This is a genomic window from Mycobacterium scrofulaceum (genome assembly GCF_002086735.1).
GTDB classification, from domain to species: domain Bacteria; phylum Actinomycetota; class Actinomycetes; order Mycobacteriales; family Mycobacteriaceae; genus Mycobacterium; species Mycobacterium scrofulaceum.
The window spans coordinates 1-21,521 of record NZ_MVIJ01000018.1 but is presented as its reverse complement, the minus strand read 5'-3'; the positions used below and the strand labels follow the sequence as shown (position 1 = coordinate 21,521).

Here is a 21,521-nt window from a genome sequence, read left to right as displayed (position 1 = left end):
CGCGGCCACGAAGCGGGCACAACTCATTCATCCACAGCCCGCGCGGACAACGTGATGCGGTGCCGTCCCGCCGGCACCGCCATGGTCGATTCGGCCGTCTCACCATCGAGGCCCACCCTGACACCCGCGGGCAGCCCACTCAAAGTGATCCGTGCGGCGGTGTCGGTGGCCACCGTGATCGTCGACGCCGACAACGCGGCCAATCCGGCGCGCTGGACATCCACCGTCACCCCGGCGACCCCGGTCAGCCGAAGCGTGACATAGGGCAGCGGGCCCACTGGCGCGCCCACCCGCCAGTCCAGTTCGCTGTACACGCCCGGTGTCGGGTCGAAATCCAGGAGGAACCCGCGACGGTGCCCGACGGTGTGCGTCGGGTCCGGACGTGCATACGAACGCGCGTCGACTTCGGCGATGGCCCCGCGCCGCGCCGTCACCGCGGGGTCCGCGGTCAGACCGGACAACCACCACACCCGGTGCGGTCCGATGCCCAGGTCGTCGCGCACCAGCTGCGGATGCCACGCGAACGTGATGTGTCCCGGATCCGCTTGCCGCAAGCCGGTTTCCATGTGGGCAATCGGGTCCTCGAACTTGTCCTGCAACACCCAGGCGATGTGGTCCTCGAACGGATACACGGTGAAGCGGTGCCGGTAGCCCAGCCGGTCGAGTTCGAGTACCTGCTCGGCGACCGACGCGAACGGCACCAGCTCGTCGACCAGCCCGTGCGCGATGACATAGGGCAGCCAGCGGGCGTTCACCAGCAGCTTCCACGTATCGCCCTCGCGGGCGCAGGGCGAGTCCGGGTCGAGGTCGGCCGGGATGTCGACGTCGGGCAGCAGCCGCACCCCGCACGTCGGCGGACCGGCCAGCACCACCGCCTGCGAAAACACCTGCGGGTAGGCCAATCCCAGCTTGTAGGCGGCATAACCGCCCATCGAGTAACCCGAGATCACGGTGCGGTTGGGATCGGTGCCGAGTTGTTCGGCGACGCGCGCCCACACCTCCCAGACGTCGAGTTCTCCGGTGTCGAAGTACCACGTCGACGGGCCGCGGGCCAGCGGCGTGATGACCACCGAGTCGCGTCGCTCGCACACTTGGTGCAGCAGGCGGGGATCGATGGCGGCGAACTGGCTCTGCCCCAGGGCGAGCGAATGCAGCAGCAGGGTCAACGGCAGCATCCGGCCCGGCCTGAAGCTCGACGGCAGGCAGACCGAATACGGCTGCACCCGACCGAGGAACTGCGGCTTGGTGCTCAAGATGTCGTCGGCGGCGACACCCTGGCCCAGCTCGACCGAGGACACGTACCACCGTGTCGACGGGCCGGTGATCACCGGCTCGGGTTCAGTCTCACCGGCCGCCAGCCGATCCCATGCCACCGTCACGGCGAACTTCGACACGTCGCCGCGTGTCAGGGCCTCGGCCTGGGCGGCGTCCGACCAGAAGTTCAGGTGCGGCGGCTCCTGCGCGTGGGTGCGGAATGCGACGTTATAGACGTTGGGTTGCCCGGGCAGCGCGCCGTGCTCGGCGGGCACGTCGGCGAAACCGTCCCCCGCCGCGTTGGCCAGTCCCGCCGCCAGCCGCACCGTCCAGTTGCCGGCCGGCTCCAGCAGGGTCCGCGGCACCTGCGCCAGAAACGTGCGCGACCCCATGTCGACGCTGTGCTGTACCGGCGTCGTGGACCCGGTGGTCAGGTCGATCAGGGCGGCGCCACTGCCCGAAATCAGCAGGGCCGCGTCGATACCGGCCGAGCGCACCCCCGCCCCGGCGGGCCACTGCTCCGGCGCGGTCCGGGCGGGATCGGTGTCGAGGGCGAACAGCGCGATGGGGACCGAGGCGTCCACCAGCGTGTTCCAGTCGATCCGCCACCAGGTGTGGGTCGCGGTGAGCCCGATCCCGACGCGGAAGATGTCGGCGCCGTTGCGGGCCGCGGGACCGTCGGGGTAGACGTAGGTGCCGCGCGGCGGCGCCTGCACCTTCAGGTCGCCGATCGGCAGGCCGGTGGCGCCGTGGTCGTCGTAGAGGAAATCGGTCCAAAAGAGGGCACCGGCGGCGACGCGGCCCGCGCCGCAGGTGCGTGGGAAGTCCTCGCCGAAAGGCCATCCCGACGGCACCGGAAGTCGCGGCTCGGGGCGCAAGGCCGCCGGCGGCACACCCTCGGGCATCCCGCCGACCACCACGAGGTCGGCGGGTGGGGCGGGTGCCGGGGCGGCGGGATGAACCAGCGTGTCGGCGATGTGGCGTGCGATGCGAATCGGAAGGAGAGTCAGATCGAGAAGTGACATCACGCCCAACGTACGCGCCGACGGGCCGGGGAGGCTATGCCACGGGCACCACGATCAGCTCGTGCGGCCGGTTGTTGACGGCCAGGGCGCCGTCGTCGGTCACGACGACGATGTCCTCGATGCGGGCGCCCCACCGGCCCGGAAAGTAGATGCCCGGCTCGATGGAAAACGCCATACCGGCGGCCAGCTTCAGGTCATTGCCCGCGACGATGTAGGGCTCCTCGTGCACCGACAGCCCGATGCCGTGGCCGGTGCGGTGCACGAAGCGCTCCGCGAGTCCGGCGGCGGCCAGCACGTTGCGGGCGGCTGCGTCCACCTGCTCGGCCGTCACGCCGGGGCGCACCGCGTCGAGGGCCGCGCGCTGCGCCCGTTGCAGCACCGAATACTGCTGTGCCACCTCGATTTCCGGTTCACCGATGCTGTAGGTGCGGGTCGAATCCGAATGGTAGCCGGGCTCATAGGCGCCGCCGATGTCGACGACGACAATGTCACCGACCTGCAGTTCGCGATCCGAATATCCGTGGTGCGGGTCGGCGCCGTGCGGCCCGGAGCCCACGATGATGAAGGCCACCTCCGAATGCCCTTCGGCCACAATCGCTTCCGCGATGTCGGCGGCCACGTCGGCCTCCGTCCGGCCGGGGATCAGAAACTCCGGCACCCGGGCATGCACGCGATCGATGGCCGCCCCGGCCTTGCGCAGGGCGTCGATCTCGCATTCCTCTTTGACCATTCGCAGGGTCCGCATCACGCCGGTGGCCAGCACGGGCAGCACACCGAGCACACCGGCGAGCGGCAAAAGGTGCAGCGCCGGCATGGAATCCGTGACGGCGGTCGACGCGGGCGTCCCGCCCAGCGCGGCGGCCACCACGTCGTACGGGTTGTCCCCGTCGACCCAATCCCGCACCGCCAACCCCAGTTCCGCAATGGCCGACCCCTTGAGCGAGGCGAGCTCCAGCCGCGGGACCACCACCGTCGGATCACCGGAGGCCGGCAACACCAGCGCGGTGAAACGCTCGAGCGTCTGGGCGCGCGACCCGACGAGGTAGCGCAGGTCGTAGCCCGGGGTGATGACCAGCCCGGACAATCCGGCGGCGGCGGTCGCGTCGGCCGCCGTCCTCAGCCGGCGCGCATACACCCCGGTGTCGAACCGATGAGATTCCATGGCAGCCAGGCTAACCCGGTCGGCGCTCGGCGGCGTGAGACGATACCGGCATGACCAAACCCCCAGCTGGCAGCGGCGACCTGCAGCGCCCGGCTTCGCCGCGCTCGCGATCCCCTGTTGCCCTGCTCGACGGGGCCAGCATGTGGTTCCGGTCGTATTTCGGGGTGCCGTCCTCGATCACCGCGCCCGACGGCCGGCCCGTCAACGCCGTGCGCGGTTTCATCGACTCGATGGCCGTGGTGATCAACCAACAACGCCCCAGCCGGCTGGTGGTCTGCCTGGACCTGGACTGGCGCCCGCAGTTCCGGGTGGACCTCGTCCCGTCGTACAAGGCGCATCGCGTCGCGGAAGCCGAGCCCGCGGGCGAACCGGACGTCGAAGAGGTCCCCGACGACCTCTCGCCACAGATCGACATGATCATGGAGTTGCTGGATGCCTTCGGGATCCCGACCGCGGGCGCCGAAGGTTTCGAGGCCGACGACGTGCTGGGCACGCTGGCCGCCCGCGAGCGCCGCGACCCGGTGGTGGTGGTCAGCGGGGACCGCGACCTGCTGCAGGTGGTAGCCGACGATCCGGTCCCGGTCAGGGTGCTCTACCTGGGACGTGGGCTGGCCAAAGCCACCCTGTTCGGCCCGGCGGAGGTCGCCGACCGCTACGGTGTGCCGGAGCATCGGGCCGGCCCCGCCTACGCCGAGTTCGCGCTGATGCGCGGCGACCCGTCCGACGGCCTGCCGGGCGTTCCGGGCGTCGGCGAGAAGACGGCGGCGACGCTGCTTGCTCAGCACGGGTCGCTGGAACACATCCTGGCGGCCGCCCGCGACCCGAAATCGAAGATGGCCAAGGGCCTGCGCTCGAAGCTGCTGGGCGCGACCGACTACATCGAGGCCGCCGGCCAGGTGGTGCGGGTGGCCACCGACGCGCCCGTCAACCTGTCGACACCGACCGACGCGCTACCGCTGGCCGCCGGCGACCCGCAACGCACCGCCAAGCTGGCGACCAGACTGGGCGTCGGGTCCTCGGTGGCCCGGTTACAGAAAGCGCTCGACGGGCTGCCGGCGTAGCCGACTACTGCGGGCGGCCGACCTCGTACGTGCCCTTGTTGTCCTGGAAGGTCACCGTCACGTGCTTGGGGGCGCCGTCGATGCTGACGTCGCAGTCGAAGGTGGCGCCCTTCTTGACCGTCGGGTTCTGGCCGTGGTTGCACTTGACGTTCTGGACGTTCTTCGCGCCGTAGCCGTTGGTCTCGTCGGACAGGACCTGCTGCACACCGGCCTGCGCCTTACTGACGTCCAGCTTGGTGGTGACGAAGAACCCGGGCTGCCAGAAGCCGAGCACCAGCACGACCGCGATGAGCAGCAAGGCGATCGCCCCGCCGACGCCGGCGATCAGTCCGACCGGCCGCTTCTTGGCCGGTTGCTGTTCGTAGGGCGGGTACTGCTGCGGGTACTGGCCCGGCTGACCGTACTGACCGGGCTGGCCGTACTGCCCCGGCTGCCCGTACTGCCCCGGCTGCCCGTACTGGCCGGGCTGGGCGTACTGACCGGGTTGGCCATACTGTCCCGGCTGGGCGTACTGGCCCGGCTGGGCGTACTGGCCCGGCTGGGCGTACTGGCCGGGTTGCCCGTAACCCGGCTGCTGGGGGTACTGCTGCGGGTACGCCTGTTCGGCCGGCTGTTGGTACTGGGGGTACTCGGCGGGCGGCGTGTAGGCCGGGGCCTGCCAGGTCCCCTCCTGGCCGGGCTGCTGCTGCCAGGGCGAACCGACCTGCGTCGGTTCGGAGGACTGATCGCTACCTTGGCCGGGCGGTTGCCACTGCTGTTCCGGTCCTTGCGGTCCGCTCATCGTCTCTCCTCAGCCCCTTGTCTCGGCACGAACTATCGGCTTGTGGTTGTTGGATCTACGGTAGCTTCGGCTCAGCCTACCCGGCGTCAACAGCGACGACGCCGCGCCGAACGTCATTGATGGCACGCTTGGCGTTGGCTCGCAGCTCCGCGTCCGGGGCGGCGTTGCGGACCTGGTCCAACAGGTCGAGCACCTGACGACACCAGCGCACGAAATCCCCGGCCAACAGCGGCGACCCGGTGCCGACCGGGTCGACGGCCGCCAGCGCCGCGGAGAGGTCCCCCGATTTCGCCCAGCGATAGATGACGTTGACGAAGCCGTCGTCCGGCTCGCGACTGGGCGCTATCCGGTGCGTCTGCTCGTCGGCGCGCAGCGCATACGACAGCCGCGACGTTTGCTGTAGGGCCTGCCGCACGCGCTGCGTGGGCGCCTCGGCGGCGAACGCCCCCCGGGGGCCTTCGCCACCGCCCCTGGTCTCGTACAGCACCGCCGAGACCACCGCCGCCAGCTCGGCCGGCTTCAGGTCGGCCCACGCCCCGCTGCGCAGGCATTCGGCGACCAGGAGGTCACTCTCGCTGTAGATGCGGGCCAGCAACCGGCCGTCGTCGGTGACGCGGGGATCGGTGTCCGGGCCTTGGATGAAGCCTCGCTCGGTGAGCAGGCCGACGATCCGGTCGAACGTCCGCGCCAGCGAGTTGGTCGCGGCGGCGACCTTCTTCTCCAATTGCGCATTGTCGCGTTCGATGCGCAGGTAGCGCTCCGCCTGCCGGACCTGGGACTCCAGCCCGGCGCTGTTGTGCGACGGGTGCCGACGCAGCTCCTCCCGCAACGACGCCAGCTCCGGGTCCTGGAATGCGCCGTCGTGGTCGCCACGGCCGGCGCGGCGCCTGGCCGGAATCTGCAGCCCGGCGGCCGCCGACCGCAGCGCCGACGCCAGGTCGCGCCGGACCCTCGGTTGGCGGTGCTCGACCCGCTTGGGCAACGGCATCGACCCGACCGGGGCCGACGCACCGGAGTAGTCGGCGGTCGAAATCCGCCCCGCCCAACGGTTTTCGGTAAGCACCAGCGGGCGGGGGTCCTCGCCGTCGCGGGCGGATTCCAGCACCACGGCCAGGCCGCCGCGCCGGCCGTGGGTGATGTTGATGATGTCACCTCGCCGCAGCGCGGCCAGCGCGTCGCTGGCCGCCTGCCGCCGCTGCAGCCGCGACGCGCGCGACTGCGCGCGTTCCAGCTCGGAGATCCGTGCCCGCATCCGGGCGTAGTCGAGGATGGGCGCCCGCGGCCCGCCCAGCTCGGCGGCGATCTCGGCGAGCATCGCCTTGCCGCGCTCGATGCCGCGGACCAGGCCGACCACGGAGCGGTCGGCCTGGTACTGCGCGAACGACTGCTCCAGCAGCCGGTGCGCCTGCTCGGGGCCCATCTGTTGGACCAGGTTGATCGTCATGTTGTAGGACGGTGCGAACGAGCTGCGCAGCGGGAAGGTCCGGGTGGAGGCCAGACCCGCGACCGCCGACGGTTCGGTGGTCTCCTCGGCGGGATTCCACAGGACGACCGCGTGCCCTTCGACGTCGATGCCGCGCCTGCCGGCGCGCCCGGTCAGCTGCGTGTACTCCCCCGGCGTCAGCGGCACATGCTGCTCGCCGTTGAACTTCACCAGCCGTTCCAGCACCACCGTGCGAGCGGGCATGTTGATGCCGAGCGCCAGCGTCTCGGTGGCGAATACCGCCTTGACCAGCCCGGCGGTGAACAGCTCCTCCACGGTGTGCCGGAAGACCGGCAGCATGCCGGCATGGTGCGCGGCCAGACCGCGCAGCAGCCCCTCTCGCCACTCGTAGTAGCCGAGCACCGCCAGGTCCGCGTCGGCGAGGTCGCCGCAGCGGTGGTCGATGACCTCGGCGACCTGCGCCCGCTCCTCCTCGGTGGTCAACCGCAGCGGCGAGCGCAGGCACTGCTGGACGGCGGCGTCGCAGCCGGCGCGGGAGAAGACGAAGGTGATCGCCGGCAGCAGGCCCTCGGAGTCCAGGGTCGCGATCACGTCCGCGCGCCCGGGTGGACGGTAGAAGCGCGGCCTGCCGGGACCGCCGCGGCCGGCACCACGCCCGCGGCGGGGCTGCCAGTCCGACATCCGGTCCGCCTCGCGGCGGTGCGCGATGTGGCGCGCCAGGTCCGGGCTGACGCGTGCCTCCCGGGCGGCGCCGGGGTGCTCGCCCGGCTCGGCGCTCCGGTAGTCGAACAGGTCGAAAAGCCGCTTGCCCACCAGCACGTGCTGCCACAACGGCACCGGCCGGTGCTCGTCGACCACCACGGTCGTATCGCCCCGCACCGTCTGGATCCAGCCGCCGAACTCCTCGGCGTTGCTCACCGTCGCCGACAAGCTGACCACCCGCACCTCCTCGGGCAGGTGCAGGATCACCTCCTCCCATACCGGACCGCGCATCCGGTCCGCCAGGAAATGCACCTCGTCCATCACCACATACGAAAGCCCCTGCAGCGCAGGCGAATCGGCATAGAGCATGTTGCGCAGCACCTCGGTGGTCATCACCACCACGGGCGCGTCGGCGTTCACCGACATGTCACCGGTCAGCAGGCCGATCCGGTCGCGGCCGTAGCGCGCGGTCAGGTCGGTGTGCTTCTGGTTGCTCAGCGCCTTGAGCGGCGTGGTGTAGAAGCACTTCCCGCCGGCCGCCAGCGCCAGGTGCACGGCGAATTCGCCCACCACGGTCTTGCCGGCTCCGGTCGGCGCGCACACCAGCACGCCGTGGCCCCGTTCCAGCGCCGCGCACGCCCGCCGCTGGAAACCGTCGAGCGCGAAGGGCAATTCGGCGGTGAACCGGGTCAGCTCGGCCAGTTCGGTCACGCCGTCGCCCGGCCGCGCGAAGGTCCGCAAATGCACATCGGATACGGCGTGTCGCTGTACAAACACGGTCGCTCGCGCGATGAGGACTTAGGTGACATCGTCATGCTGGCCGGCGGTGAACGACGGCTCTCGCACCGATTCCTGCAGCGGCGCGGGCCGCTCGATCACCGATGCCTCGTCGTCGGGGATCGCCGCCTGGGCTTCGCGCTTGGCCTTTCGCCGGTCGTGCAGGCGGGCGATCTGGATGGCGAATTCGAGGAGCACCGACAACGCCAGGCCCAGGGCGGTCATCGAGAACGGGTCGGATCCCGGGGTGAACACGGCCGCGAACACGAACATCGCGAAGATCAGGCCGCGCCGCCAGGACTTGAGCCGCTCATAGGGCAGCACACCGGTCATGTTGAGCATGACGATCAGCAACGGGAACTCGAAGCTGACCCCGAACACCACCAGCAGGTTGATCAGGAAGCCGAAATACCGGTCCCCGGACAGCGCCGTCACCTGGACGTCGCTGCCGACTGTCAGCAGGAAGCCCAACGCCTTGGACAGCACCAAGTACGCCAGCACCGCACCCGCCACGAACAGGACCGCGGCCGGTACGACGAACCCGACCGCGAAGCGGCGCTCCTTCTGGTACAGCCCGGGCGTGATGAACGCCCACAGCTCGTAGAACCACACCGGACAGGCCAGCACGACCCCCGCGGTCAGCCCGACCTTGAGCCGCAACATGAACTGGTCGAACGGCGCCGTGGCCAGCAACCGGCATTTTCCGTCGGCGCTGATGCTGGCCCGCGCGGATTGGGGCAGCGCGCAGTACGGGTGGCGCAGCCACTCGCCGAGGCTTTCCAGCCCGAAGATGGAATGCGAGTACCAGACGAACCCGAAGATCGTGGTGATCAGGATGGCGGCCAGCGACAGCAGCAACCGGGTGCGCAGCTCGGTCAGGTGGTCGACGAGCGACATCGTCGCGTCGGGGTTGGAGCGGCTGCGCCGATTACGCGGATTGAGGCGCCTCAGCACGCCGGCAGTGCGCGCTGAAACCTTGAAAACCTTCACGACGCTCGTTCAGTGGCGCTCGGGCACCGCGACGATGGCGGGCTAAGCCGGGCGTGCTTCAGAGTGCCCCTGCTCGGTGGCCGCCGGAGCGTCGACTCGCTGCGACTGCACGGGAGTGGGGTTCGCCGCGGAGGGCGCGCTGCTCGGCGCGGGGGTCTCCAACGCGGACGGTTCCGCTTTGTTCTCGCTCTGCATTTCGCGCAGCTCGGACTTGAAGATGCGCATCGACTTGCCCAACGAACGTGCTGCATCGGGGAGCTTCTTGGCACCGAAGAGCAGGATCACCACCACAGCGAGGATCGCCCAGTGCCACGGACTAAGACTGCCCACTTTGATTACCTCCAGACGTCTACCCGATGCTACCGCAGCGCGGCGATCCACCGGGCCGCCCGCGCCGTGGCCTCAAGCGGTAAGGGCCTCGTAGGACTCGCACGCCGCGGCCGCGGCATCCCGGACACGTTTCGCGAGCGACGCCGGTTCGAGCACGCGCACCGCCGACCCGAAGCCGAGCACCAGGCGCGTCATCCAGTCCTCTGAGGCATAGGTCATCACCGCGTCGCACGATCCGTCCGGCAGCTCCCGGACCTCGCGCATCGGGTAGTACTCGAACATCCAGGACGCAGTGGGCGCCACCCGCAGCCTGGCCGACGGCAGCGCCGGATCGCCGTCGAACAGCGACGTGTCCGGCGGGGCCTGCACGGCGAGTTCGGGCGGGGCGGCGGGCTCGTCCAGTTCGGTGGCGTCGACGATCCGGTCGAAGCGGAACAGCCGCATCCCTTCGGCCTCGCGTGACCAGGCCTCCAGGTAGCTGTGTCCCCCGATCAGCAGAACCCGGATGGGGTCGACGACCCGGCTGGTCATGGCGTCATGCGACGCCGAGTAATAGTCGATGGCCAGCGCGTGTTTGCGCTGCACGGCCGTGCGCACGGCGGCCGCGGCGGGACTCTCCGCGGGCGCGGGCTCGTCGGCCGCCGTCACCGAGCCGGTGGCGTCATGCCCGGCGGCGCCTGCCGCGGCCTCGATCTTGGCAATCGCGCTGCGCGCCGCCTCGGGGTCGACCACGCCGGGGATGTCGGCGAGCGCCCGCAGCGCCACGAGCAAACCGGTGGCCTCCGGCGAGGTGAGCTTGAGCGGCCGGTCGATGCCCGCCGAGAACGTCACCTCGATGGTGTCGCCGGAGAACTGGAAATCGATCAGGTCGCCCGGGTAGTAGCCGGGCAGGCCGCACATCCACAGCTGGTTGAGGTCCTCCTCCAGCTGCTTGGCGGATACCCCCAGGTCGGCGGCCGCCTTGGCCCGCGTGACCCGCGGGTTCGCCTGGAAATACGGCACCATGTTGAGCAGCCGGACCAGGCGGGTGGAGACGGATGTCATCGCAGTCCCCCTTCGCCCACGTGGGCGCGCAGCCGCGCCAGCACGTCCTCGCGCAGCGCCTGCGGCTCGAGCACGACGGCGTCGGCCCCGTAACCGGCGATGTCGCGCGCGAGCCGGTCACTGAACCCGATGTCGACTTCTATCACCTCGCCGTCGCGGCCGCCCAGTTGCCGCGCGCCGGTCGACCTCCCCGCGCGCCGCAGCGCGGTGGCCCGCCCGTCGGCGACCCACACCCGCGCCCGCGCACCCGTCGGCGTCTCGGCGACGGTCCGGGCGACGATCTGGCGCAGGTCCACGTCCTCGGGCACCACGACGGCTCCAGGCGGGCCGATCGGCCTCACCTCCGCCCCGATCCGCGACAGCCGGAACGTGCGGGTGGCGTCGCGGTCGCGATCGTGGCCCACGAGGTACCAGCGACCCTTCTGCGTGACGACGCCCCACGGCTCCACGGTGCGCGTGCTGTACGGTTCGGCCCGCGACGGCCGGTGCGGAAACTGCACCGCCTGCCGGGAATCGATGGCCGACAACAGGACCCCGAGCACCTCTTCGGAACCGCGCAGCCCGGGCACACCGGCCGGCGACGCGATGGCCACCGGCGCCCCGATATCCACCGGGTCGACGTCCACCCCGGCGGCGCGCAGCTTGAGCAGCGCGCCCTGGGTGGCGGTGATGAGCTCGGGCGACTCCCACAGTTGCGTCGCGACGGCGACCGCGGCCGCCTCGTCCGCGGTGAGCTCGACCGCCGGGAGCGCGTAGGCGTCGCGATTGATCCGGTAACCCTCGGTGGGATCCCAGGCCGACGCCCTGCCGACCTCGAGCGGGATGCCCAGATCGCGCAGCTCGTTCTTGTCCCGCTCGAACATCCGGGAGAACGCCTCGGCGGTGGGGCTGTCCGCGTATCCGGCCACGCTGGTTCTGATCTTCTCCGCGCTGATGTACCCACGGGTGGACAGCAGGGCGATGACGAGATTGACCAACCGCTCGACTTTCGAGGTCGCCATTCGCACCAGGTTATAGCCGGGGCTCGCCACGCGCCTGCACCGGCTGGCGAGTCGCAGGATTCACAATCGCCACATCAGCCACGGGTTGGCGGGGCTACCGCGTCACCACCGCGTCGCGAACCTCGACAGCGCCGGTGCTATCGACTTTGCGAGTCGGACATGCGTCGCCGAGCCGGGGCTGGTGTGACTGCTGTTTCTGCTGCGACCGGTGGTGGGCGCCGGATTACATGCTGGCGATCAGCCGCTTGACCCGCTCGTCGACCGCCCGGAAGGGGTCTTTGCAGAGCACGGTGCGCTGCGCCTGGTCGTTGAGCTTGAGGTGGACCCAGTCGACGGTGAAGTCGCGGCCCGCCGCCTGGGCGGCGCTGATGAACTCGCCGCGCAGCCGCGCCCGGGTGGTCTGCGGCGGATGGTCAACCGCCTCGGCGATCTCCTCGTCGGTGGTGACGCGCGCCGCCAGCCCCTTGCGCTGCAGCAGGTCGAACACGCCGCGCCCGCGCTTGATGTCGTGGTAGGCCAGGTCGAGCTGCGCGATCTTGGGGTCGGAGAGCTCCATGTTGTACCGGTCCTGGTACCGCTGGAACAGCTTGCGCTTGATCACCCAATCGATCTCGGTGTCCACCTTGGCGAAGTCCTGGCTCTCGACCGCGTCGAGCTGTCGCCCCCACAGGTCGACGACCTGCTCGATCTGGGCGTTGGGCTCCCGCGTCTGCAGGTGCTCGACGGCCCGGCTGTAGTACTCGCGCTGGATGTCCAGGGCGCTGGCCTGACGCCCGCCGGCCAGCCGCACCGGCCGCCGGCCGGTGATGTCGTGGCTGACCTCGCGGATGGCGCGGATGGGGTTGTCCAGCGAGAAGTCGCGAAACGGCACGCCGGCCTCGATCATCTCCAGCACCAGCGCCGCGGTGCCGACCTTGAGCATGGTCGAGGTCTCGCACATGTTGGAGTCGCCGACGATCACGTGCAGCCGCCGGTATTTCTCGGCGTCGGCGTGCGGCTCGTCGCGGGTGTTGATGATCGGGCGGCTGCGCGTGGTCGCCGAGGAGACGCCCTCCCAGATGTGCTCGGCACGCTGGGACAGGCAGAACGTCGCAGCCTTGGGCGTCTGCAGGACCTTGCCGGCCCCGCAGATCAGCTGGCGGGTGACCAGGAACGGCAGCAGCACGTCGGAGATCCGGGAGAACTCACCGGCCCGCACGATCAGGTAGTTCTCGTGGCAGCCGTAGGAGTTGCCCGCCGAATCTGTGTTGTTCTTGAACAGGTAGATATCGCCGCCGATGCCCTCGTCGGCGAGTCGCTGTTCGGCGTCGATGAGCAGGTCTTCCAGCACCCATTCGCCGGCCCGGTCGTGGGTGACCAGCTGCACCAGGCTGTCGCACTCGGCCGTCGCGTATTCGGGGTGGCTGCCCACGTCCAGATACAAGCGTGCGCCGTTGCGCAGGAAAACGTTGGAACTGCGCCCCCAGGACACCACGCGCCGGAAGAGATAGCGGGCGACCTCGTCCGGGGACAGGCGGCGATGGCCATGAAAGGTGCAGGTGACACCGAACTCGGTCTCGATGCCCATAATTCGTCGCTGCACGTAATCGAGGGTACTGGTTGTCCGACCGCGACGGTGCGGAAGCCGCGCCTATGGGTCCCGACGAGTTTCGCGAAGCCCGCCAGCGCTCGCGCGCGAACCGCCCGAGGCGACCGTCGCGGGACGTGACGGCGCTTCGGCGCCGTGACTCCGGCCGACTCAGAACCGCCCGGCGTTTCGCCTATAGCGAACAAGAGCCCGGACCGACTCGGCCCGATCCAGCCCGATTCAGCCCGCGGAGTCGCCGTTGGATTCGGGCCCGTCACCGTTGGTTTCCTGCTGCTGCGAATCTCCCTCGTGCAGCAAGCTTTCCAGGGTGGCGCGGTTGATCCGCCGGAAGGCCCGCCGCGGCCTGTTGACGTCGAGGATGGCGACCTCCAGGCTGCCCACGTCCGGGGAGGGCTGATCCCCGCCGGACCCGTCCCCGCTGCCGGCCCGCAGCGCCTTGACGGCGATCTGCGTCGCCTCGCGCAGGTCGGCGTTCTCGGCGTAAGACTCCTTGAGCGCGGTGGTGATCGGCTCGGTCGTACCGCCCATCACGACGAAGTGCGGCTCGTCGGCGATCGACCCGTCGTAGGTGATCCGGTACAGCTCAGGCGGTTTCGTCTCGCCGCAGTGCGCGACCTCGGCGACGCACAACTCCACCTCGTAGGGCTTGGCCTGCTCGGTGAAGATGGTGCCCAACGTCTGTGCGTAGACGTTGGCCAGCTGGCGTCCCGTGACATCGCGGCGGTCGTAGGCGTAGCCGCGCGTGTCGGCGAACTGGATTCCGCCACGGCGCAGATTGTCGAACTCGTTGAACTTGCCCGCGGCGGCAAAACCCACGCGGTCGTAGAGCTCGCTGATCTTCTGCAGGGACCGCGACGGGTTCTCCGCCACGAAGAGCACCCCACCGGCATAGACCAGCGCCACCACGCTCTTGCCGCGCGCGATGCCCTTGCGAGCGAGCTCGCTGCGCTCGCGCATCGCCTGCTCGGGCGAGATGAAATACGGGAAGCTCACTTCTCACCGCCGTCGGGGCCGAAGGTGTCTGCGCGCGAACGACTCTGGATGACCTCGCGGGCCAATTCGGCGATCCGGCTCTCGGGCACCTCGGCCGCCCCCTCGGCGCCGATGGTGACCGCCGTCGGGTAGATACCGCGAACCAGATCGGGTCCCCCGGTGGCGGAATCGTCGTCGGCGGCGTCGTAGAGCGCCTCGACGGCCACCCGCACGGCGGAATCGGCATCGACGACGCGCGAGTACAACTTCTTCATGGACGACTTGGCGAAGATCGAGCCCGAACCCACCGACTGGTAGCCCTCTTCTTCCACGTTCCAGCCGCCGGCGGCGTCGAAGGAGACGATCCGGCCTGCGCCCTCGGGGTCGGGCGCGTCGATGTCGTAGCCCGCCAGCAGGGGCAGCGCCACCAATCCCTGCATCGCGGCGGCCAGGTTTCCGCGCACCATGATCGCGAGGCGGTTCACCTTGCCGGCGAACGTGAGCGGCACGCCCTCGAGCTTCTCGTAGTGCTCGAGTTCCACCGCGTAGAGGCGGGCGAACTCGACGGCGATGGCCGCGGTGCCGGCGATGCCCGTGGCGGTGTAGTCGTCGGTGACGTACACCTTTTTCACGTCGCGACCGGCGATCATGTTGCCCTGGGTCGAGCGCCGGTCCCCGGCGATGACGACGCCGCCGGGATATTTCAGGGCGACGATGGTGGTGCCGTGCGGCAGCTGCGCGCCGGCCCCACCGCCGTGTGCGCCGCCGCCGAGGCTCGCGGGCAGCAGGTCCGGAGCTTGGCGGCGCAGAAAGTCAGCAAACGACGACAGGTCGACGGCGGGATTTCTGGGAAGGGCCGAGCCCGGGAGTGCGGAGTTGGTAGACAGGCGATCGGAGAAGGGCCAGGTCACTGTCCGCCCTTTTGGACGTATGCCCGGACGAAGTCTTCGGCGTTCTCTTCGAGGACGTCGTCGATCTCGTCGAGCAGATCGTCGGTGTCCTCGGCTAGCTTCTCGCGGCGCTCTTGGCCCGCGGCCGTGCTGTCGGCGAAGTCGTCGTCGTCGCCACCACCACCGCCACGCTTGGTTTGCTCCTGAGCCATCGCCGGCCTCCTGCTTCATCTGAACTTGTTCAGCGGCTTGCTTGGTTCCTGAGCCACACTGCCCCGCTGGTAATTCTCTACCCTACCGGTCGACCGCGACATTCCCCGGTCTAACCGGCTTAGCTGGTCAGTTGTTCCACCAGTTCGGCGGCGCTGTCCACCGAGTCCAGCAGCGCTCCGACGTGCGCCTTGCTGCCCCGCAGCGGCTCCAGCGTCGGGATGCGCACCAGTGAATCGCCGCCCAGGTCGAAGATGACCGAGTCCCAGCTGGCGGCGGCGATGTCGGCGCCGAACCTGCGCAGGCATTCACCGCGAAAGTACGCGCGGGTATCGGTCGGCGGGTTGTCGACCGCCTCCAGCACCTGGTGTTCGGTGACCAGACGCTTCATAGAGCCGCGAGCGACGAGCCGGTTGTACAGGCCCTTGTCCAGCCGCACGTCGGAATACTGCAGGTCGACGAGGTGCAGCCGGGGGGCCGACCAGCTCAGGTTCTCCCGCTGGCGGAATCCCTCGAGCAGCCGCAGCTTGGCGGGCCAGTCGAGCACCTCGGCGCATTCCATCGGATCCCGCTCGAGTTGGTCGAGCACACGCGCCCAAGTCTCGACGATGTCGGCCGCGCGGGGGTCGGGGTCGCGGCTGTCGACCAGCTTCGCCACCCGATCGAGGTAAATCCGTTGCAGCGCAAGACCGGTCAACTCGCGACCGTCGGCCAGGGCCACGACGGCGCGCAGCGACGGATCGCGGCTGATCGCGTGGACCGCGTGCACAGGACGGGCGAGCATCAGGTCGCTCAGGTCGATCCCGTGCTCCGGCCCGACCTCGATGAGGTCGAGCACCAGCGCCGTGGTGCCCAGCTTCAGGTAGGTCGACGTCTCGGCGAGGTTGGCATCGCCGATGATGACGTGCAGCCGGCGGTACCGATCGGCGTCGGCGTGGGGTTCGTCGCGGGTGTTGATGATGCCGCGCTTGAGGGTGGTCTCCAGGCCGACCTCGACCTCGATGTAATCGGAGCGCTGGGACAGCTGGAAGCCGGGCTCGTCACCCGAGGGCCCGATGCCGACCCGGCCGGAGCCGGTCACCACCTGCCGGGAGACCAGAAAAGGGGTCAGTCCCGCGATGATGGACGAGAACGGCGTCTGCCGCGACATCAAGTAGTTCTCGTGCGCGCCGTACGACGCACCCTTGCCGTCGACGTTGTTCTTGTACAACTGCAGCTTCGCGGCCCCGGGCACGCTGGCGACGTGCCGGGCGGCGGCCTCCATGACCCGCTCGCCTGCCTTGTCCCAGATCACCGCGTCCAGCGGGTCGGTGCACTCGGGCGCCGAGTATTCGGGGTGGGCATGGTCGACGTAGAGCCGCGCCCCGTTGGTCAGGATCATGTTGGCCGCGCCGACCTCGTCGGCGTCGACCACCGGGGGCGGCCCGGCCGAACGGCTCAGATCGAAACCCCGGGCGTCCCGCAGCGGCGATTCCACCTCGTAGTCCCAGCGGGTCCGCTTCGCGCGCTGAATGCCTGCGGCGGCCGCGTAGGCCAGCACCGCCTGTGTCGAGGTGAGGATCGGGTTGGCCGTCGGGTCCGACGGTGAAGAGATGCCGTACTCGACCTCCGTCCCGATAATCCGTTGCATGACCTAAGCGTAGGCCGGGCGACGATCGGTCCTCGCGCAGGGGGAAACCCACCGGAACGAGGTTGCGCGCCACTAGGGTCACCGGATGTGGACCCAACTCGGCGCCGCACGCCGGACCGCAGGCAGGCTGCCGCGGCTGAACAGTGGTTCTTAGAGCGTGGGTTGCCGTCGGTGCTGACCCGGCGGGGCCGGTGGCGACGGCTGTGGCCGCGGTGCGCCCCCGCGCTGGCTGCCTGGGCGGCGGTGGAGGCCTGCCTGCTCGGCGTCTATTTCGTCAGCGACGGCGGCGAGGTCTTCATCAGCGGAACACCGACGGCTCACCAGTGGCTGATCCTGGCGCTGCTCGCGGTCGCGCTGCCGCTGGCCGCGCTGGCCGGGTGGCTGGTGTCGCGGCTGTCGAGCGGGCGCACCCGCGCGACCGTCGCGACCGCGGCACTGGCCCTCGCGGTCGCGTGCGGTGTCATCGAGTCCGGCCCCATCCAGCTCACCCGGGACGCCGTCGTTCTGGTCCTGGTGTTGGTGCTGACCGGCAGCGGCATCGGTTCGGTGTTCGCGTGGGCGGTGCGCATGACGATGGAGCACCTGTCCACGGTGGGCACGCTGGCGGTCCGCGCCCTGCCCATCGTGTTGCTGACCGCGTTGGTGTTCTTCAACACTTACGTCTGGCTCATGGCGGCGAACATCAACGGCGAAAGACTCACGCTGGCAATCGTTTTCCTGCTCGGCATCGCGGGGACCTTCGTCGTGTCCAAGACCGTGGAACGGGTGCGGCCGCTGTTGAAGTCGACCGCATCGCTACCCCAAGGCGGCGAGAGCCTTGCCGGTACGCCGTTCGCGTCGATGCATGATCCCGTAGCCGGCGCCCCACTGAAACGTGCGGAACGCCTCAACGTGGTGTTCCTGCTGGCGACCTCACAACTCATCGAGATCCTGGTGGTGGCCGCCGTCGGCGCGACGATGTATCTGATTCTCGGCCTGATCATCCTGACGCCACCACTGCTCAAGGAATGGGCGCACAACACCGCCACCACCTCGACGGTATTCGGCTTCACGTTCCCGGCGCCGGACTCGCTGATCCACATGTGCCTGTTCCTGGGCGCACTGACGTTCATGTACATCAGCGCCCGCGCAGTCGACGACGCCGAGTACCGGGGAATGTTTCTCGACCCGCTGATCGACGACCTGCACACGGCCCTGGCGGCCCGCAACCGCTACCGCGGCGCCGTCGCGCCGTCCCCGTCTGCTGTTGACGGCACCGACGGTAGTGACTAACTTCACCGTGTGTCCGCCCCCGAATCCGACCACGTCGTCGGCAAACACGCACTCGACCTGGCCGGAAAACGCTACGGCGAAGTGCTGCTCGTAACCTCAGGCGAGGCCGGCCCCCAGGCGACGGTGTACAACAGCTTCCCGCTCAACGACTGCCCCGCCGAACTGTGGTCCGCCCTCGACCCGCACGCCATCGCCGCCGAAAACGGCGTGGCCGCCGCCCTGCTCAACGGCCCGCGGTACTGGCTGATGAATGGCATCGAAAAGGAAGCCCAGGGGCCGCAGGTGACGAAGACCTTCGGCGGCATCGAGATGATCCAGCAGGCCACGGTGTTGCTGTCGTCGATGAATCCCGCGCCGTACATTCCGAACAAGGTCAACCGCCACACGGTCTTCGTCTTCAACGCCGGCCAACAGATCTATGAGCTCATCGACCCGCAGGGGCGGCACTGGGTGATGCAGACCTTGAGCCAGGTCGCCGACCCCAACCTGTCGCAAGCCGACCTGCCCCGACTCGCCGACCGGCTCGACCTGCCGGCGGGGTGGACCTACCAGCCCAGGGTGCTCACCGAGGAGCTGCGAGTGGACACCAGGACCCGCGCGGCCCAGGTGCTGCAGGACAACCTGACCAACAGCTATTCGCTGGTGACCGACTGACCCTGAGCGGCGCCCGGTGCCGCGCGGCCTGGAATCTTACAGGTACTGGCCGAGGTTGGATTCGGTGTCGATCGCCCGCGACGCGCTCGAGCTCTTGCCGGTGACCAGCGTGCGGATGTAGACAATCCGCTCGCCCTTCTTGCCCGAAATCCGCGCCCAGTCATCGGGGTTGGTGGTGTTGGGCAGGTCTTCGTTCTCGGCGAACTCGTCGACGATCGAGTCCAGCAGGTGCTGGATGCGCAGACCCGGTTGCCCGGTCTCGAGCACCGACTTGATCGCGTTCTTCTTCGCCCGGTCGACGACGTTCTGGATCATCGCCCCGGAGTTGAAGTCCTTGAAGTACATGACCTCCTTGTCACCGTTGGCGTAGGTGACCTCCAGGAACCGGTTGTCGTCGATCTCGGCGTACATCCGCTCGACGACCTTCTCGATCATCGCCTTGATGCACGCCGACCGGTCGCCGTCGAACTCGGCGAGGTCGTCGGCGTGCAGCGGCAACGTCTCGACCAGGTACTTCGAGAAGATGTCTTGCGCCGCTTCGGCATCGGGCCGCTCGATCTTGATCTTCACGTCCAGGCGGCCGGGCCGCAGGATCGCGGGGTCGATCATGTCCTCGCGGTTGGAGGCGCCTATCACGATGACGTTCTCGAGGCCCTCCACCCCGTCGATCTCGCTCAGCAGCTGCGGGACGACCGTGGTCTCGACGTCCGAGGAGACCCCGGTGCCGCGGGTGCGGAAGATCGAGTCCATCTCGTCGAAGAACACGATCACCGGCGTCCCTTCCGACGCCTTCTCCCGCGCCCGCTGGAAGATCAGCCGGATGTGACGCTCGGTCTCACCGACGAACTTGTTCAGCAGCTCGGGGCCCTTGATGTTGAGGAAGTAGGACTTCGCCTCGCGGGCGTCGTCCCCACGGACCTCGGCCATCTTCTTGGCCAGCGAATTCGCCACCGCCTTGGCGATCAGCGTCTTCCCGCAGCCGGGCGGACCGTACAGCAACACACCCTTGGGCGGGCGCAGCGCGTACTCCCGGTACAGCTCCTTGTGCAGGAACGGCAGCTCGACGGCGTCGCGGATCTGCTCGATCTGACGGGTCAGGCCACCGATGTCCTCGTAGCTGACGTCCGGCACCTCCTCGAGCACCAGATCTTCGACCTCGGCCTTCGGGATGCGCTCGAACGCGTAGCCCGCCTTGGTGTCCACCAGCAGCGAGTCACCCGGGCGCAGCTTTCGCGGCCGGGTGTCGTCGTTGAGCGCGTCGGGATGACCCTCCGGCAGATCCTCGGCCACCAGCGGCTCGGCGAGCCAGACGATGCGCTCTTCGTCGGCATGGCCGACAACCAACGCCCGGTGTCCGTCGGCCAAGAGCTCACGCAGAGTTGAAATCTCGCCGACCGATTCGAACGTGCCGGCTTCGACGACGGTCAGCGCCTCGTTGAGGCGGACGGTCTGGCCCTTCCGCAACGACGCGACGTCGATGTTCGGCGAGCAGGTCAGGCGCATCTTGCGGCCCGAAGTGAACACGTCGACCGTCTCGTCCTCGTGCGCACCCAGCAACACGCCGTAGCCACTCGGCGGCTGGCCGAGCCGGTCGACTTCCTCCCGCAACGCCAGCAGCTGCTGGCGGGCCTCTTTGAGGGTCTCCATCAACTTCGAGTTGCGGGCAGCCAGTGAGTCGATGCGTGCTTCGAGCTGATGCACGTCGCGTGCGGAGCGGGCGCCACCTTGCGCCCCGGCTGCGTGCTCGAGTTGCTCGCGCAGCAGCGCCGCCTCACGGCGCAGTTCTTCCAATTCGGCAGCATCGCCGCTGGACATGCCCGACTCACGGGGGGTACCGAATGCTTCAGAACGCTCTGAGCTACCCATGTTGCGCTCCTTTCCCACACCGAATTGGCGCGGTGGATACTTCAAAGCTACCGGCGATTGACCAATGATGTGCGGAGTCAAATACCCACGAAAAGTTAAGATTTTCGTCTCGTTGGTAATCTCGGCCACTAATCCCGCTGATCGAAAGGGCCGCCGTGACCGCAAAAGGCCTCGCCACGGGCTTCACCGGCGCAACTCGCATCGGCGTGGCGCCCGCGGGTGTGAGTTCAGTTGCACCCGTTGGCCCGACCGCACGCCCGACGCCCGGTTCGCTAAGCGCCCCAACCCGCCGGCCGGCCTGATCGACTGAATGCACCGACACCTGCTCGCAGCCTTGAGCGCCGCTACCGTCTTGGCGGCGGTCGGCATCTCGGGATGTTCGTCGCATCAACAACCGAGAATCGCCTCCTCTGTGCCTCCGGCGGCCCCGCCGACTTCGAGCACGGTTGTCATCTCACCGACTACCCCGCTGCCGACACCTGAAGCCCTTACCGACATCTTGGCGCGGCTGGCCGACCCGAACGTACCCGGCATCAACAAGGTGGGCCTGGTCGAAGGCGCTACCCCCGAAAGCGCGGGCACCCTGGACAAGTTCACCAACGCGTTGCGCGACAACGGCTACCTGCCGATGAGCTTCGTCGCGCGCGACATCGCCTGGTCGGACAAGACGCCGTCCAACGTGGTGGCGACCATCGACGTCAACACCGCCCAGCCGGCCAACGGCAGCTTCCACTTCCCCATGGAATTCACGCCGTTTCAAGGCGGTTGGGAGTTGTCCCGGCGAACCGCGGAAACGTTATTGGCGCTGGGCAAGTCGCCGGCGGTGACGCCGCCCAGTCCGGCGCCAATAACGTTTCCGCGGTTCGCC

General features: G+C 69.0%; 18 protein-coding genes. 4 read left to right on the top strand and 14 right to left on the bottom strand.

Going from position 1 to position 21,521, the window contains the following annotated elements; all coding sequences use genetic code 11:
- Window positions 1-23: 23 nt before the first annotated feature.
- Together BST44_RS13720 and BST44_RS13715 are read right to left on the bottom strand one after the other, a co-directional pair.
- Window positions 24-2,279, bottom strand: a complete 2,256-nt coding sequence (locus BST44_RS13720; RefSeq protein WP_083177654.1) for a prolyl oligopeptidase family serine peptidase — start codon at window positions 2,277-2,279, stop codon at window positions 24-26.
- Window positions 2,280-2,313: 34 nt separating this feature from the next.
- A complete protein-coding gene (locus BST44_RS13715) occupies window positions 2,314-3,441 on the bottom strand; it encodes a M24 family metallopeptidase (protein WP_083177653.1) in 1,128 nt (375 codons plus the stop codon).
- Between the two features lie 50 nt (window positions 3,442-3,491).
- Between BST44_RS13715 and BST44_RS13710 the strand changes: the two genes are divergently transcribed.
- A complete protein-coding gene (locus BST44_RS13710; protein WP_083177652.1) occupies window positions 3,492-4,502 on the top strand; it encodes a 5'-3' exonuclease in 1,011 nt (336 codons plus the stop codon).
- Between the two features lie 4 nt (window positions 4,503-4,506).
- Here the strand turns inward: BST44_RS13710 and BST44_RS13705 are convergent, their stop codons facing one another.
- From BST44_RS13705 to dop, 11 genes are all read right to left on the bottom strand, one after another.
- The gene (locus tag BST44_RS13705) at window positions 4,507-5,283 is read right to left on the bottom strand and encodes a DUF4333 domain-containing protein (RefSeq protein WP_083177651.1); all 777 of its coding nucleotides are present in this window, start codon (window positions 5,281-5,283) and stop codon (window positions 4,507-4,509) included.
- A gap of 76 nt (window positions 5,284-5,359) precedes the next feature.
- Window positions 5,360-8,140, bottom strand: coding sequence for a DEAD/DEAH box helicase (locus BST44_RS13700; RefSeq protein ID WP_083177714.1), 2,781 nt, complete (start codon window positions 8,138-8,140; stop codon window positions 5,360-5,362).
- 87 nt (window positions 8,141-8,227) lie between these two features.
- Complete coding sequence (tatC, locus tag BST44_RS13695) at window positions 8,228-9,196, bottom strand: twin-arginine translocase subunit TatC (protein WP_142274488.1); 969 nt, start codon at window positions 9,194-9,196, stop codon at window positions 8,228-8,230.
- Between the two features lie 42 nt (window positions 9,197-9,238).
- Window positions 9,239-9,526, bottom strand: coding sequence for a Sec-independent protein translocase subunit TatA (gene tatA, locus BST44_RS13690; protein ID WP_083177650.1), 288 nt, complete (start codon window positions 9,524-9,526; stop codon window positions 9,239-9,241).
- Between the two features lie 72 nt (window positions 9,527-9,598).
- Window positions 9,599-10,570 (bottom strand): helix-turn-helix transcriptional regulator, encoded by a 972-nt coding sequence (locus BST44_RS13685; RefSeq protein ID WP_083177649.1) that lies wholly within the window; start codon window positions 10,568-10,570, stop codon window positions 9,599-9,601.
- Entirely contained in the window at window positions 10,567-11,571 is a 1,005-nt protein-coding gene (locus tag BST44_RS13680) for a helix-turn-helix transcriptional regulator (protein ID WP_083177712.1), read from the bottom strand. Before BST44_RS13680 ends, BST44_RS13685 begins: the two co-directional genes overlap by 4 nt.
- Window positions 11,572-11,794: 223 nt before the next feature.
- Complete coding sequence (gene pafA, locus BST44_RS13675) at window positions 11,795-13,153, bottom strand: Pup--protein ligase (protein WP_142274487.1); 1,359 nt, start codon at window positions 13,151-13,153, stop codon at window positions 11,795-11,797.
- Between the two features lie 225 nt (window positions 13,154-13,378).
- Window positions 13,379-14,152, bottom strand: coding sequence for a proteasome subunit alpha (gene prcA / locus BST44_RS13670; RefSeq protein ID WP_083177647.1), 774 nt, complete (start codon window positions 14,150-14,152; stop codon window positions 13,379-13,381).
- Window positions 14,149-15,042, bottom strand: a complete 894-nt coding sequence (gene prcB / locus BST44_RS13665) for a proteasome subunit beta (RefSeq protein ID WP_083177646.1) — start codon at window positions 15,040-15,042, stop codon at window positions 14,149-14,151. The genes prcA and prcB overlap by 4 nt, the downstream gene beginning before the upstream one ends.
- Window positions 15,039-15,233 (bottom strand): ubiquitin-like protein Pup, encoded by a 195-nt coding sequence (locus BST44_RS13660; RefSeq protein WP_007170369.1) that lies wholly within the window; start codon window positions 15,231-15,233, stop codon window positions 15,039-15,041. Before BST44_RS13660 ends, prcB begins: the two co-directional genes overlap by 4 nt.
- A gap of 119 nt (window positions 15,234-15,352) precedes the next feature.
- Window positions 15,353-16,861, bottom strand: a complete 1,509-nt coding sequence (gene dop / locus BST44_RS13655; RefSeq protein WP_083177645.1) for a pup deamidase/depupylase — start codon at window positions 16,859-16,861, stop codon at window positions 15,353-15,355.
- 87 nt (window positions 16,862-16,948) lie between these two features.
- Here dop and BST44_RS13650 point away from each other — a divergent pair, with 87 nt between their 5' ends.
- Window positions 16,949-18,133, top strand: a complete 1,185-nt coding sequence (locus BST44_RS13650) for a hypothetical protein (RefSeq protein WP_083177644.1) — start codon at window positions 16,949-16,951, stop codon at window positions 18,131-18,133.
- Window positions 18,134-18,142: 9 nt separating this feature from the next.
- Entirely contained in the window at window positions 18,143-18,787 is a 645-nt protein-coding gene (locus BST44_RS13645) for a hypothetical protein (RefSeq protein WP_083177643.1), read from the top strand.
- A 36-nt stretch (window positions 18,788-18,823) separates the two neighbouring features.
- Here BST44_RS13645 and arc read toward each other — a convergent pair whose 3' ends face one another.
- On the bottom strand, window positions 18,824-20,653 hold the full coding sequence (arc, locus tag BST44_RS13640) for a proteasome ATPase (RefSeq protein ID WP_083177711.1): 1,830 nt from the start codon (window positions 20,651-20,653) through the stop codon (window positions 18,824-18,826).
- Between the two features lie 310 nt (window positions 20,654-20,963).
- Between arc and lppK the strand changes: the two genes are divergently transcribed.
- A partial coding sequence (gene lppK, locus BST44_RS13635) for a lipoprotein LppK (RefSeq protein WP_142274486.1) occupies window positions 20,964-21,521 on the top strand: 558 nt, incomplete at its 3' end.